This window comes from Runella rosea (assembly GCF_003325355.1).
Taxonomy (GTDB): Bacteria; Bacteroidota; Bacteroidia; order Cytophagales; family Spirosomataceae; genus Runella; species Runella rosea.
The window spans coordinates 6,697,752-6,711,371 of sequence record NZ_CP030850.1 but is presented as its reverse complement, the minus strand read 5'-3'; the positions used below and the strand labels follow the sequence as shown (position 1 = coordinate 6,711,371).

Annotated in this window: 13 protein-coding genes; 7 read left to right on the top strand and 6 right to left on the bottom strand. The window is 44.9% G+C overall.

Features of this window, described 5'->3' with window-relative positions; all coding sequences use genetic code 11:
• Positions 1-3: 3 nt before the first annotated feature.
• On the top strand, positions 4-1,062 hold the full coding sequence (locus DR864_RS27730; RefSeq protein ID WP_114070023.1) for a response regulator: 1,059 nt from the start codon (positions 4-6) through the stop codon (positions 1,060-1,062).
• 65 nt (positions 1,063-1,127) lie between these two features.
• On the opposite strand, the gene DR864_RS27725 is transcribed toward DR864_RS27730, so the two are convergent.
• A complete protein-coding gene (locus DR864_RS27725) occupies positions 1,128-3,068 on the bottom strand; it encodes an ABC-F family ATP-binding cassette domain-containing protein (protein WP_114070022.1) in 1,941 nt (646 codons plus the stop codon).
• Positions 3,069-3,343: 275 nt separating this feature from the next.
• Here DR864_RS27725 and DR864_RS27720 point away from each other — a divergent pair, with 275 nt between their 5' ends.
• Complete coding sequence (locus DR864_RS27720; protein ID WP_162794195.1) at positions 3,344-4,333, top strand: GNAT family protein; 990 nt, start codon at positions 3,344-3,346, stop codon at positions 4,331-4,333.
• 57 nt (positions 4,334-4,390) lie between these two features.
• Here the strand turns inward: DR864_RS27720 and DR864_RS27715 are convergent, their stop codons facing one another.
• Positions 4,391-6,073 carry a glutamine--tRNA ligase/YqeY domain fusion protein gene (locus tag DR864_RS27715; protein ID WP_114070020.1) on the bottom strand — a complete coding sequence of 561 codons (1,683 nt, stop codon included), beginning with the start codon at positions 6,071-6,073 and terminating at the stop codon, positions 4,391-4,393.
• A gap of 115 nt (positions 6,074-6,188) precedes the next feature.
• On the opposite strand from DR864_RS27715, the gene DR864_RS27710 reads away from it, so the two are divergent.
• The 3 genes from DR864_RS27710 to folE all read left to right on the top strand — a co-directional run bounded on the left by DR864_RS27710 (position 6,189) and on the right by folE (position 8,006).
• Positions 6,189-6,695 (top strand): DUF4199 family protein, encoded by a 507-nt coding sequence (locus DR864_RS27710; RefSeq protein WP_114070019.1) that lies wholly within the window; start codon positions 6,189-6,191, stop codon positions 6,693-6,695.
• A 236-nt stretch (positions 6,696-6,931) separates the two neighbouring features.
• A complete protein-coding gene (locus DR864_RS27705; protein ID WP_114070018.1) occupies positions 6,932-7,348 on the top strand; it encodes a 6-pyruvoyl trahydropterin synthase family protein in 417 nt (138 codons plus the stop codon).
• A complete protein-coding gene (gene folE / locus DR864_RS27700) occupies positions 7,311-8,006 on the top strand; it encodes a GTP cyclohydrolase I FolE (protein WP_114070017.1) in 696 nt (231 codons plus the stop codon). The genes DR864_RS27705 and folE overlap by 38 nt, the downstream gene beginning before the upstream one ends.
• A gap of 8 nt (positions 8,007-8,014) precedes the next feature.
• Here folE and DR864_RS27695 read toward each other — a convergent pair whose 3' ends face one another.
• The 4 genes from DR864_RS27695 to DR864_RS27680 are packed head-to-tail and all read right to left on the bottom strand — an operon-like array spanning position 8,015 to position 11,699.
• Positions 8,015-9,529: a tetratricopeptide repeat protein gene (locus DR864_RS27695; RefSeq protein ID WP_114070016.1), complete on the bottom strand. Its 1,515-nt coding sequence runs from the start codon at positions 9,527-9,529 to the stop codon at positions 8,015-8,017.
• Complete coding sequence (locus tag DR864_RS27690; protein WP_114070015.1) at positions 9,526-10,155, bottom strand: Uma2 family endonuclease; 630 nt, start codon at positions 10,153-10,155, stop codon at positions 9,526-9,528. The genes DR864_RS27695 and DR864_RS27690 overlap by 4 nt, the downstream gene beginning before the upstream one ends.
• 43 nt (positions 10,156-10,198) lie before the next feature.
• Positions 10,199-10,642, bottom strand: coding sequence for a GreA/GreB family elongation factor (locus DR864_RS27685; RefSeq protein ID WP_114070014.1), 444 nt, complete (start codon positions 10,640-10,642; stop codon positions 10,199-10,201).
• 34 nt (positions 10,643-10,676) lie between these two features.
• Positions 10,677-11,699 carry an aldo/keto reductase gene (locus tag DR864_RS27680; RefSeq protein ID WP_114070013.1) on the bottom strand — a complete coding sequence of 341 codons (1,023 nt, stop codon included), beginning with the start codon at positions 11,697-11,699 and terminating at the stop codon, positions 10,677-10,679.
• A gap of 141 nt (positions 11,700-11,840) precedes the next feature.
• On the opposite strand from DR864_RS27680, the gene DR864_RS27675 reads away from it, so the two are divergent.
• Positions 11,841-12,587 carry an SOS response-associated peptidase gene (locus DR864_RS27675; RefSeq protein ID WP_114070012.1) on the top strand — a complete coding sequence of 249 codons (747 nt, stop codon included), beginning with the start codon at positions 11,841-11,843 and terminating at the stop codon, positions 12,585-12,587.
• A 63-nt stretch (positions 12,588-12,650) separates the two neighbouring features.
• Positions 12,651-13,556, top strand: a complete 906-nt coding sequence (locus tag DR864_RS27670; protein ID WP_114070011.1) for an alpha/beta fold hydrolase — start codon at positions 12,651-12,653, stop codon at positions 13,554-13,556.
• Positions 13,557-13,620 lie beyond the last annotated feature (64 nt).

Below are 13,620 nucleotides of genomic sequence, written 5' to 3'. Positions count from 1 at the left end.
TAAATGAAAACAATCCTGTTGATAGAAGACAATCCCGATATGCGGGATAATACAACCGAAATTCTGGAGTTGGCCCACTATAATGTGATAACGGCAGAAAACGGCAAACAAGGCATTAAACTGGCACAAGAGAGCAGTCCAGACCTCATCATCTGCGATATTATGATGCCTGAACTGGACGGGTATGGTGTGCTTCATTTACTGAGCAAAGAACCTTCTACGGCCAGTATTCCGTTTATTTTTCTAACCGCAAAGGCCGAAAAAAACGACTATCGTAAAGGGATGACCCTGGGGGCCGATGATTACCTCACCAAACCCTACGACGATGTGGAGCTATTAAGTGCCGTTGAAACGCGCCTGCGAAAAAACAACCTGCTAAAAACGGAATATTCACGGACAGAAGAGGGTCTTTACCAATTTTTGAACGAAGCAAAGTCTTTTGAATCACTCAAAAAACTTTCGGAAAATAAGAAAACGAAGCTCTTTAAGAAACGGGAGATTATTTATTCGGAAGGCAATTATCCAAACGCGGTTTATTTTTTAAAAAGCGGTAAAGTAAAGAATTTTAAAACCAACGAATTTGGGAAAGAATACATTATCGAACTGCACAAGCCCGGTGATTTTTTTGGGTATTTGGATTTACTAGAAAACATCGCCTACCAAGACTCTGCGGTTACGCTTCAAGACAGTGAAGTGGTGATTATTCCCAAAGACGAGTTTAATTCATTGTTGTACAACAACCGCGATGTAGCCTCAAAATTTATAAAAATTCTTTCCAATGAAGTACGAGAGCGTGAAGAGCGCCTGCTCAAATTGGCCTATAACTCGGTACGCAAACGCGTAGCCGAATCGCTCATTATGCTAGCCAATCGCTATCAAGAGGACAAAACCAAGCATTTTGCCATTGCCATTACCCGCGAAGATTTAGCCAGTATTGTAGGAACGGCTACTGAGACGGTGATTCGTACCCTGTCAGATTTCAAAGAAGAATCGCTCATCGAAATGAAAGGTAGTCTCATCACGGTGCTAGATTATGAAAAACTGGCCCGAATGAGAAACTAATCCGAACGTCACAAACGTCGGCGAGGTTTTGAACCTCGCCGACGTTACACACAGACGTTGCATTTCTATCCCAACGCATCCACCTCCAGCACTGCCTGCTCCCAGTTCTCGGTAGATTTATTTATTTTTTGCTTGATGTCAGCGTATTGACGGTTGAGTTCGGCCAACTTGGTCGGGTTACTGTAAACCGATTCATCCGCCAATTTCTCTTCTATTTCCGTTTTACGCTTTTCTAATTCATCAATCTCTTTTTCGAGCTGATTCACTTTATTTTGAAGCTGTTTGAGCGCCTGCCCGTTTGAACTCCCATTTTTCGACGGCGCCGCAGTAGCCGCTGGCGCGGTTTTTACGGCGTTCATCGATGCCAAGCTCGTCATAACAGCCTCTTTTCCTTTGGCTGTTTCTTCTTCTCCCCGCTCTTCCTGCCACCATTCGTATTCCTGATACGTGCCTGGGTATTCTTTCACTTCGCGATTGTCGATGTACCAAATCTTACTCGCTATAGCTTCCACAAAAAACCTGTCGTGTGAAACCACCACAAAAGAGCCTTCGTACTGGCGCAGCGCCTGAATCAAAATATTGACCGATTGCATATCTAAGTGGTTGGTAGGCTCATCGAGCAACAAGAAATTAGCTTCCGACACCAGCACTTTCGCCAACGCTACGCGCGATTTTTCCCCTCCAGAAAGAACCTTTATTTTTTTGAAAACATCCTCTCCCGTAAACAAAAAACAGCCCAAAATGGTCCGACATTCCGTTTCACTCTTGGTTGGGTTGGCATATTTAAGTTCTTCCAGAATCGTATGCTCAATATTCAGTGATTCCAATTGGTGCTGAGCATAAAACGTAAAAAGTACGTTATGACCTAAACGCCGCTCACCCTCAATGGGTTCGGTGCCAGCAATGACCCTCAGGAGGGTCGATTTTCCTTTTCCATTGGCTCCAATGAGGGCGATTTTGTCACCCCGCTCCATCGAAATACTGGTATTTTTGAGGATTTCTTTATCTCCGTAGGCTTTCGACACGTTTTCGAGTTGCAGCACATGGCGCCCAGGCTGGGTGGTAAACTGGAATCGAAAATGCACTTTTGCATTTTCATCGACCACCGCCTCTACTCGGTCCATTCTATCCAACATTTTGGCGCGACTTTGGGCTTGTTTGGCCTTGGTTGCTTTGGCCTTAAAACGCTCAATAAAACGCTCCGTTTGGCGAATTTTGGCCTGTTGGTTCTCATAAGCGCCTTTTTGAATTTCGTTACGAAGGGCTTTTTCTTCGATGTAGAACGAATAATTACCGCCGTAATAATTCAACTTTTGGTTGCTCACTTCCACCATTGTATCGCAGACATTATCCAAAAACTCACGGTCGTGCGAAACCACAATGACGGCATTTTCATAACTCTGAACGTATTTTTCTACCCACTGAATCGATGGTAAGTCCAAGTGGTTGGTAGGCTCATCGAGCATGAGAAGCGAAGGCTTTTGGAGCAACAGTTTTGCAAGCATCACCCGCATACGCCACCCTCCAGAAAACAGCCGCAATGGTTTTTGCAAATCGGCCGTAGAAAAACCGAGACCTTCCAAAATCTCTTCCGCTTTTGATTGTATAGAATATCCGTCCAAAGCTTCAAATTCTTCCTGAATGCGGGCGAGCCGGTCCACCAATTTGTCTTGGTAATTAACCTCCATTTCGTGAATGACCGCATCCATCTGCCGTTGGAGTTCGTTTGCGCGCTCAAAAGCCTGCATTGCCACCGACAAAATAGAATCGTCACTTTGGTACGAAAGCAAATCCTGATTCAAAAACCCGATTGTACAACCGCCTGATTTTGAAATATGTCCAGCATCGGGTTGATAATTACCCACAATTAAATGCAATAAAGTAGACTTGCCCGTTCCGTTCAAACCAATAAGGCCAATTTTATCTTTGGGCTTGATGTGGAGCGAAGCGTTTTCATATAACGCTCGGTCGCCGAGGTAATACGATAAGTTAGTTATTGAAATCATGCCGCAAAGTTAGTGTATTTTTTGCCTCCTTGCCCGACTAGTTCAAGCGGAATCAAAGCTATTCTTTCTAAAAATGCATAATTACGACCCAAAAAGCACGAACATTAAACGTTAAAAACCGTCTTTAAACCAAATAATAAAGACTTTGGCATCAAATAAAGCAATTCTGTTTATCGCCTTTCGTTAAAACAATTCAATGAAATCAGAAAGCCCAAATAAGACTAGCTGAGATTTTATATCTTTGTCGATTAAGCAAGCCTCGAATGCAATTTTCAATGCCTCAACATACGGTGACGCCTTCTCTGCTGCGCAATTATACTGCGTTGGTGGTACAGAACAATCCCGACATTTTACACCGTTTCAACATTCGGTGGCCGTTGTGGCTGTTCAATACTCCTTTGCACGTAAAATACCAAACGGCTTCAGAGGTCTACACGTTTATCTTGACCGATACGGCCACCCAAACCGAAGCCTTCGGGATTTTTCATTTATTCATTCAACAGCAAGCAGGAATCAGCCCATCGCAAGCCTCATTTGGGTCGTTTGAGATTGCAGAGCGCATCAGCCATTCCGAATTTGCGGAGTGGCTAACGGGGATTGAAGGTTTTGCCAAAGAGCTGGGAATCAACAGTCTGCGTATCAAGCATTATCCTACGGGTTATAATCCCTCACGCAGTACTTTTGTACGAAGGGGGCTTTTAAGGCGCGGTTTTGAACTGACGCAGAGCATGGAAAATCAGTTCATTCCAGTCACCCAAATCAACTTTGACGAAGGGCTCCACGCTTCTGAGCGCCGCCGCTTACGTAAATGCCTGCGGGCGGGGTTTCGTTTTGAGGAATGGCTCAATCCACCAGCGCATGAGGTCTACACATTCATACAGCACAACCGTCAATTATTGGGGTATTCACTTTCGTTCAGTTTTGAACAACTACAAATGTGGCTCACTGTCTTTTCCCAACATTTCCGTGTGTTTTGCGTCAAAGACGGCGAAATATTGGCCTCGCTTTCGGTCACGGTGCGCGTGGGGGAGTCTGTTTTGTACAATTTCTGCCCCGCCGACAACCTGACGTATCGTAGATTCAGTCCCGCCGTGTTGCTCAATAAAGGACTGTATGGTGAATGCCAACAAAAAGGAATCTCCCTGTTGGATTTGGGAATTTCTGTCAATGAAGCGGGCGAGCTAAAACCCAGTTTGAAGCGATTTAAGGAGAATTTGGGCGCAAAAAACTGCGATAAATACGTTTTTTATAAAACTTTGCTCTAAAAAAAACGTCGGCAGCGCTCAAAGCGCTGCCGACATTGCGAATGACAATATTTATCTCTATTTCGCTGCTACTTTTCCCCAGGTGTCTTTCAACCCAACCGTACGATTAAAGACCAAATGGTCGGCCGTACTGTCTGGATCAAGGCAAAAATATCCTTTACGCATGAATTGAAACTTATCCCCTATCGCAGCCTCTTTAAGCGCGGGTTCGGCATAACCCGTAATCACCTGCAACGAATTAGGGTTAATGTGGTCTTTAAAATCTCCTTCGGCGGTTGAAAGGTCTTCCACTGTGAAAAGTCGGTCGTATTCCCGAATCTCGATGGGTAAAGCTTCGTTGACCGAAACCCAATGCAGTGTGCCTTTTACGTTGATGCCCGAGGTATCGCTACCGCTTTTGCTGTTTTCAATGTAGGAGCAATGCAATTCGGTCACATTTCCTGCTTCATCTTTGACAAAGTCGTCGCACTTGATGATGTAAGCGCTTTTGAGACGCACCATCTGCCCAGGAGCCAAACGGAAGTATTTTTTAGGAGCTACTTCCATAAAGTCATCCCGCTCCACATAAATCTCCCTTCCGAAAGGAATATCACGTATACCGCCGTTGGGGTCTTCAGGATTGTTTTCGCTGTGGCAAATCTCCACCTGACCTTCGGGGAAATTGGTGATAATCACCTTGAGCGGGTCAAGCACAACCATTCGGCGCTCGGCTACTTTGTTGAGATGTTCGCGAATACAAAATTCCAACAAACTCACATCAATTAGATTATCGCGACGGGCTACTCCAATGCGGTCGCAAAACTCACGAATCGACTCTGGGGTATATCCTCGGCGACGCAAGCCCGAAATCGTGGGCATTCGTGGATCATCCCAGCCCGTTACGTGTTGTTCGTTGACCAATTGGAGGAGTTTCCGCTTGCTCATTACGGTATACGTAAGGTTCAGACGCGCAAACTCATATTGTTTTGAAGGAAATATTTCTAATTTTTCGATGCACCAGTCGTACAAATCGCGGTGAGGAATAAATTCTAGCGTACAAATGGAATGCGTGATTTTCTCGATTGAATCCGATTGCCCGTGGGCAAAATCATACATCGGATAAATGCACCATTTGTCGCCCGTGCGGTGGTGATGCGCAAATTTGATGCGATAAATCACGGGATCACGCATGATCATATTCGAGGCCGCCATGTCGATTTTGGCCCGAAGCGTGCGGGTTCCTTCGGCAAACTCCCCATTTTTCATACGGACAAACAACGCTTCGTTTTCCTCAGGTGTACGGTCACGGTAAGGGCTATTTGTTCCCGCCTCGGTGGGCGTTCCCTTCTGCGTCGCCATTTGTTCTGAAGTAGATTCGTCCACGTACGCTAGTCCTTTACGGATAAGCAACAACGCGTACTCGTATAAAGAATCGAAATAATCAGAGGCATAAAACTCGTTAACCCACTGAAAACCCAACCATTGCACATCATTCTTGATGGAATCTACGTATTCGGTATCTTCCGTCACGGGATTGGTATCGTCAAAACGAAGGTTTGTTCCTCCGCCATATTTTTGAGCAACGCCAAAATTAAGGCAAATCGACTTGGCGTGTCCAATGTGTAAATAGCCGTTGGGCTCGGGTGGAAAGCGCGTTAAAACTCGCCCTCCGTGCTTACCGTTACGGAGGTCTTCCTCGATGATTTGCTCGATGAAGTTAAGTGATTTTTCTTCGGTAGGTTCTTTGCTGATTTCACTCATGTGGCTCTGGTGACTGGTGGTAATTCGCAAAAGTAGTATAATTCGTTCTCATCAAGGAGGAGTCGGCAGGGAAAAATAAGAGAAAATACCTAAGTTTGCCTACTTTTTTAAACCTATGACACTTTTTGGAATGAACAATACCCTCAAATTCGCCATTTACATCGTTGTTTTTAGTCTTATTTGGTTGGTTGGAGAAAAATTACTCGGTTATCAAAATACAATTGTGGACTGGCTTCCCTTCACAAGTTTGCTTTGGTTAATCCTGATTGGGGTGTTTTACATTGCCTTTCTTCGCAGCACGCGTCAACAAACTACAAAGGTAGTCTATAAAACAAATGTCAAGTCGCTACTCACACTAAGTATCTACTGGCTACTCGCTTTTGGATTAGTAAAATGGGTTTATTTTTTATTTGTTAATCCTGATTATTTTAATGACCTCATCATTCGTGGCCGGGAATGGCTCACGCTGACTGCCACCTCGGAAGAAAACTTTGAAAACGCCACCCGTATGATGGATGATTTTCTGCAATTGCCTGTCTATTTGGGTATTACTACCGCCGTTCAACTTATTTTCTGCTTAATTTACGCCTTTTTATTCCCTGCTTTTCTCAAGAACAAATAGAGTCTTGTCGATTATTTTTTTGAATAAACGTTCTGATTATCACGTCTTTTCTTCTGAAAGTGCAACTATTTTAAAACTATTTTCGGAAGAACGCCGTTTATAATGCAGTTGAAAACGATACTTACCCAAGGGCTTTGGTACCACGCCCAACGGTCGAGAGGGTGTTGCAGACAAACTTTCTGACGACTCCTCGGCGCGCTCGTACATACAACGCTACAACTTATTAACATATTGGAATGAGCAATCAACGGGTGGCGGTCTTCCGAAAGACCCACTTCAATGCTGCGCATAGACTCAACAACCCGGCTTGGTCGGATGAGGAAAACGCACGCATTTTTGGAAAATGCAATTTACCGAACTACCACGGTCATAATTATGAACTGATTGTCCGGGTGACGGGGGAGGTAGACCCGAATACCGGCTACGTTGTGGATTTGAAATGGCTGAACGATTTGATAGAGCACAATGTTCTGCAAAAGTTCGACCACAAGAATCTAAATCTTGACACGGAAGAGTTTAAAAACCTGAATCCCAGTGCCGAGAACATTGCAATTGTGATTTACAACATCCTGCGTGGGCATTTACAATCCACTTTTGATTTGAAAATAAGACTATATGAAACCGAACGAAACTTTGTGGAATACCCCGCGTGAGGCTGCCGATTTCGTTGATTTAAACATTGACGAATGGGGCGACGACCACAGCCTAAGTGCCTACGATACCCCCATGCGCGAAGATGCTTTTGAGCTGAGCGATGTTGAAAAAGTAGCAAAAATTGAGCTGCATTTTAAAGAAATCATGGAGACGTTGGGTCTTGACCTAACCGATGACAGCCTGAAAGGAACACCTCATCGGGTGGCTAAAATGTACGTAAAAGAGATTTTTAGCGGCCTTAACCCTAAAAATAAGCCCAAAGCCACCCTTTTTGAAAATAAATACAATTACAATGAAATGCTTGTGGAGAAAGACATCAGTTTTTACTCCAACTGCGAGCACCATTTTGTACCCATTTTTGGCAAAGCGCACGTTGCCTATATTTCAAGCGGAAAAGTGATTGGACTTTCAAAACTGAACCGTATTGTTCAGTATTTTGCTAAACGCCCTCAGGTACAGGAGCGTTTGACGGTTCAAATCGGCAAGGAATTGCAACAAATTCTCCAAACCGAAGATGTGGCCGTGGTAATGGATGCCAAGCACTTGTGCGTAGCTTCGCGCGGCATACAGGATGATACAAGCACCACAATCACCTCTTTTTACGGCGGTAAGTTTAAAGAAGATGCCACCAAAAATGAGTTTTTGAAGTATTTATAATCTCAAAGTTACTCCACTCCCATCAGAGTCAAAGCAGCGCGGGCTTTATTGTCCACGCTGTTTTTGTATTCATGCTTCGGATACGTGAGCGCCTGTTTGAAGTGATAAACAGCCTTGGCATTGTTACCTTTTGCCTGATACATGTAACCCAATTGCAAGGCCGACGTCGCACCAAAATACAAACTCTGCGCCTGACTGAGCGCAATGGCGCGTTCATAATGCACAATAGAAGAGTCAGGACGATTTTGGCGTTGAAGAATCCGCCCCCAACGGTAATGAAATTCGGCTTTATCGTATAAGTTCGTAAAAAAAGGCTCTTGATATGATTTTAAAGCAAGAGCTGCTTCTTGTAAATATCCACCATCAAACGCCAAACGGGCTTTCATTAAGGCTTTCTGTTGTCCCGAAACTTCTTTTTTTCGGAAGCTTTTGGCGAATTTTTCCGCAAATTTATCGGCTTCCACGTAACTCGTTCCCACGGCCTGTACTCGCACCAGATACGGCATGGCATGGGCTTCTTCGCCATCCAACCAATGACTCAGAAACAATTTCATGTGCGTATCTTTCAGGTAATTTTGACCTTTATACTGCGCCAAAAATCGTTTTAAGTGCGTACGTGCTTCGTCATATTGACCTTTTTGAAGTAAAATTTCGCCTTTCAGGTAGTCCAAAAAAGGAAACGCAAGGTACTCACTGCCAACGGGCCGCTGATTGAGTAATTTCAGCGCCTGCTCTCCCCGTCCGTCTTTCATTGAGATTGTCGTTCCAAAAAAATGGAGCAGTAAATTATCCTTTTCTCCACTGACAAACTCCAGAAGTGCCGTGTTTTGCGACTCAGCGTAAGTGAGAATATATGCGTGCAACAGTAACTCAACCAGTCTTGCTTCGGGGCCAAACAATTTATCTTTTTGAATAATGGTCTTGATTTCACGCATTCCCTGCGGAATATTGCCGCGCAAGCCTAGCAGTTTGGTGACCCACTGAAAGTTTTGCGGAGCCGAGCCAATCAATACATGAAGCATCCCCAACGACTTGTAGGTCGAAATAAAATCGGGATATTTTTTGGCATTTTCTTCCAACAGCCGATACGCCTTGATTATATCCCAACAGGCACTGACTTCCTTCCCAAACTTCAGTTTAATAAACGCCCAATGTAGACGAATTTCGGCCTGATATAATCGCTGATAGGGTGACTCTGTGGACAAATCGTCCAAAAACTCCAATCGCGTATCTTCATTAGAGGCCAATTGTTCGAACAAACGTTTCTCATCGCTGACCAACAACGTGACCATGTCTGCGTAATCCTCCACATATACAGCAAAGGCTTTTTGCGGACCCGTATTTTTCTCTTTTTGCAACAGCGCCCTTGCCGAAGTGACTTTCAACTTAAACACATCAGCATAAGCCTCTTGAAGCGTGGGCGTAATTTGGTACGGATTGCTTTGCCCGAAGGAAGGAAAACGAAAAAAGAGGCAACAAAGAAAGAAGACAAAAAAACCTACGTATAAATTTAGCTTTTTCACAACTTAAAGCCTTCTTTTTGAAGCAGTTGTTCAAGCGAGAATTGATATTCACCAAGCAAAGTAACATTTCTTTCCCAAGTCGAAATAATACCATCTTGCCCTGCCCGAGACACAAACTGTTGTTTTGTTCCTGAAAAAAACCAAATCACTTCCCGAACGCCGAAATCCAACAATTTTTTGGTTTTAATGCCGTAATAATCCATTTCCGAAATCCCGAAATCAGTCGTATCGGCCTGTATATCCACTTCTATGACCGCTAAGGGCGGAATTTCGAAATATTTATTTTTAAAGGTATGATTTTGCAAGGCTGCCTTTTCATAAATCACAATATCAGAAGAAATATTGCTGCGTTTTTTAAGGTGAAACCCTACCTCGTTTGTTACAATAAAATATTTGTTTCTGTCGATAGTATCGAACAAAAAATTCATCAAAACGCCAATAATAATCGCCTGCGTATCGCTTTCGCCCATAATTTCTTCCTTCGTTTTCAGTTGATTTAATACATCTTTATAGCCCCGATAGTACATGGGTTTTCCGTCGTATTCTTCATAAATCAACGATTTTGGGATTTCATGCTTGGCAAATTTGGTCCGAATGCGTTTGCGTTTGGTGGAGACTGCTACCATGTCAATTCCTGTTTTTCTAAACCAAAGATAGACAAATAAACCACTACCCTAGCTCCTCAATTAGACATTTCTTTTGCTGAAACAGGAAGCTGTCTCCTTGCTGTTTTCCCATCAGCGAAGCGCCAAGCGGCGATTGCGGCGACACCGCGATTACTTTTGTTCCCGCCATATCTAGCAGCCCCACGCTCACGGCCACGAAAAAATAACCTGCTGTGGTTTTGACCAACGTGCCCAATCCTACGCGCTGAAACTGAAACAACGGGTCGATGCGGTCCAGCACGGCTCGTTCCTGACGAATCTGGTCGTACAACTGGGCATGGCGGTCACGTTCATTCTGGGCCATGGCCCGGGCGGTTTCATACTTATCTCCCGCGCTGCTTTTGGTTTCTTCATTGGCCGAACTTTGCGCAGATTGCATGGCATCCAATGCAGCCTGCATTCGAGCGTCCAAATGCGCTTTTAAACGTTCCAGAATAGCTAATTTCATAATTGAAGTTGTCAGATTCCCAGCGTCCGATGTATTACAATCGGTGGTTAATAATTTGGTCGTACATCCCTGCGAAGGCCGACTGTTTTACCCCTTCCGAAGAAAGAAAATCGTGCGGGAAGCCCAATTCTATTTTGCTCAGTTCATTCAACCGATGCATCATTTCGTCGGGAATGGTCGAATCAAGACTTTTCAGCGAATCCTGTAGTTGCTCTACACGACGGGCACCGATGACGGGCATCACGTTAGAAACCCGTTGTCTGGCCCAATTGATAGCCACCTGCGTGGGCGTCACGCCCAACTCATCGGCAATTTCTACCACGGCTTGAGCAATATCCTGACTGCGTTCGTTGCGTCGGAGGCTGTTTTCGGGCACCCGCCCTCCTTCTCCGCGCAGATATTTGCCCGTCAGCGCCCCGCCGCCAATCACTCCCCAAGGCGTTACGGCCATATCTAATGCTTTGGCCATGGGTAACAAATCGCGCTCTGCGCCCCGTTGTAGCAACGAATACTCAATCTGCAAAGCCGCAAATTGACTCCAGCCACGCAGTTCGGCAAGCATGTTGGCCCGCGAAATCACCCACGCTGGCGTGTCAGAAATACCGATGTAATGCACTTTCCCACTGCGGACTAAGTCGTCCAATCCGCGCATGACTTCCTCTACGGGTGTAGTAAAATCCCACATGTGAACCCAAAACAGGTCGATATAATCGGTATTGAGGCGTTTTAAACTTTCATTGAGCGAACGAACCATATTTTTGCGATGGTTTCCCGCATAGTTGGGGTCACCGTCACGGTCCATGAGGGTATATTTGGTAGCGAGCACAAAATGGTCGCGGTCGGAAGCGATAAAATCCCCTAAAAATTTTTCCGAAGTCCCTTCGGTGTAGCGATTGGCCGTATCTATAAAATTACCGCCGGCATTGGCATACATGTCAAAAATTTTCTTACTTTCATGCTTATCAGCGCCCCATCCCCATTCGGTTCCGAAGGTCATGGTGCCAAGACAAATTTCTGAAACACGAAGGCCTGATTTTCCCAATAATTTGAATTTCATAGTGATGAAGTTTGTTAGGTGAATAAAGCACACGCGTTGTCGGATGAGAGGTTACTCTTTAAAAGCTGACGGGTAAAATCGGCTTTTCTTTCCCGCAAATCTGCGTTTTTGCTCAAAATTACGGATAAAACTCGGTTAATTATGTGTTTTCACAATTCGTTAACAGCCACCGTTGCAGAAGTAGAGAAGCGTTTCGAAGCTACTTCAGAAGTTAAGCAAGCTGATTTTCAGCCTGTCTACCACGGAAATGGTTTTGATTACCCTACTTGGCCCGTGATTACTGCGCAAGCCCCGCAAACCATCCAACTGTTTCGTTGGGGGCTGGTGCCGCGTTGGGTAAAATCCAAAGAAGAAGCCGAAGAAATGCGGGCCAATACGCTCAATGCTAAGGTCGAAACGCTGGCTCAAAAACCTTCTTTTAAATACGCCCTTCGGGAATCTCAGCGTTGTCTTGTACCTTCTACGGGATTTTTCGAATGGCAGACTGTGGGGAAACAAAAATACCCTTACCACATTCGGCTACGAAATCAACCACTTTTTGCCATGGCAGGAATCTGGGAAAGTTGGCACAATCCCGACTTCGCCGATGATGTTTGGAACACCTTCAGCATTATCACTACGGAAGCCAATCCCATGATGGCGCGTATTCACAATACCAAGCAGCGAATGCCTTTGCTTTTGTTGCCGGGTAGTGAATCCCTTTGGCTTCAATCCGATTTGGACAGTTCGGCCCTGAAAGAAATAGCCCGTCCGCTGGACGACAGCCTGATGGAATCGTTTACAATCGGTCGGTTGATTAGCAATCGTAAAACTGATTCAAATGTACCAGAAGTAAGCAAGCCGCACCTTTATCCTGAATTATCCCAACAACAATTGTCGCTATTTTAGCGTTTTGTAGAGCAACAATTGCGAATAACTATCGCTGAATTAACCTAAACAGTAACCATTCTCATGCTAAGAAAAATATGCCTTTGGGCCTGTGTTTGCGGATTGTGCTGGGGGCTTTCTTCCTGTTTTCGTTCGTGGCGCAAAAATGAACGTGACCTTCGCAAGCATTACGCAAACAAATCCGTTCGACCTACTTATTATACCATCCAAAACGACAGTCTTCGGCTGTTTGTTGCCACTACGGGTGCCGATACGCTCCCGCCGCTCCTGCTCATCCACGGAGCACCGGGAGCGTGGTATGGATACCTCAACATGGTGGACGACAGTATTTTGCAGAGCAAATACCACATCATTGCCGTTGACCGACTGGGGTATAATCATTCAAAACACCGTAAAAAACGCATAGTTACGTCCATTGATTTGCAGGCCCGGGCGGCAGCGTTGGCCTTATCGCTCAATCATTCCCGTCAAAAAGGGGTGTTGCTTGGTCGCTCTTACGGAGCACCCATTGCGGCCAAAATTGCGATACTCAACCCGCAACGATTCAATAAATTGGTGATGCTGGCCCCCGCCATCGACCCTACCAAAGAAAAATTCTGGTGGTTTTCTAAGCCCGCCAAATGGTGGATAGTTAGGATGTGGCTACCGCATCGTATAAATCTGGCGTCGTTTGAAAAATTTGCCCACGCTAAGGAATTAGAAAAACTGGCAAACGAATGGCAAATGCTCCAAGTACCGACTACCGTGGTACAAGGAGGCAAAGATTGGATTGTAGACCCGACAAATCTAGATTTTGCCCGCATGAAACTGGCCAAAAAGGAAGCACAATTTATCTTTTTGCCCAATGCGGGTCATTTGATTTCGTATTCGCATCCTGATTTGGTCCGCGAATTGGTCATCACACCCTTTCAGCAATCCTCAACCTCCACGACCTCATTACAGGTGGGGACAAATGAAGACCACAAATAAGGAGGTATCTTTGAGGGGACGCCCATTTGTTGTAACTTTCCCCCTTCAAACAATCCTGCTTTTT

Coding starts and splice junctions, on each gene's coding strand:
- DR864_RS27675 (WP_114070012.1), top strand. CDS start 11,841: ATGTGTTTTCACAATTCGTTAACAGCCACCGTTGCAGAAGTAGAGAAG.
- DR864_RS27715 (WP_114070020.1), bottom strand. CDS start 6,073: ATGAGTGAAATCAGCAAAGAACCTACCGAAGAAAAATCACTTAACTTC.
- DR864_RS27705 (WP_114070018.1), top strand. CDS start 6,932: ATGAGCAATCAACGGGTGGCGGTCTTCCGAAAGACCCACTTCAATGCT.
- DR864_RS27720 (WP_162794195.1), top strand. CDS start 3,344: ATGCCTCAACATACGGTGACGCCTTCTCTGCTGCGCAATTATACTGCG.
- folE (WP_114070017.1), top strand. CDS start 7,311: ATGAAACCGAACGAAACTTTGTGGAATACCCCGCGTGAGGCTGCCGAT.
- DR864_RS27685 (WP_114070014.1), bottom strand. CDS start 10,642: ATGAAATTAGCTATTCTGGAACGTTTAAAAGCGCATTTGGACGCTCGA.
- DR864_RS27730 (WP_114070023.1), top strand. CDS start 4: ATGAAAACAATCCTGTTGATAGAAGACAATCCCGATATGCGGGATAAT.
- DR864_RS27710 (WP_114070019.1), top strand. CDS start 6,189: ATGACACTTTTTGGAATGAACAATACCCTCAAATTCGCCATTTACATC.
- DR864_RS27680 (WP_114070013.1), bottom strand. CDS start 11,699: ATGAAATTCAAATTATTGGGAAAATCAGGCCTTCGTGTTTCAGAAATT.
- DR864_RS27725 (WP_114070022.1), bottom strand. CDS start 3,068: ATGATTTCAATAACTAACTTATCGTATTACCTCGGCGACCGAGCGTTA.
- DR864_RS27690 (WP_114070015.1), bottom strand. CDS start 10,155: ATGGTAGCAGTCTCCACCAAACGCAAACGCATTCGGACCAAATTTGCC.
- DR864_RS27670 (WP_114070011.1), top strand. CDS start 12,651: ATGCTAAGAAAAATATGCCTTTGGGCCTGTGTTTGCGGATTGTGCTGG.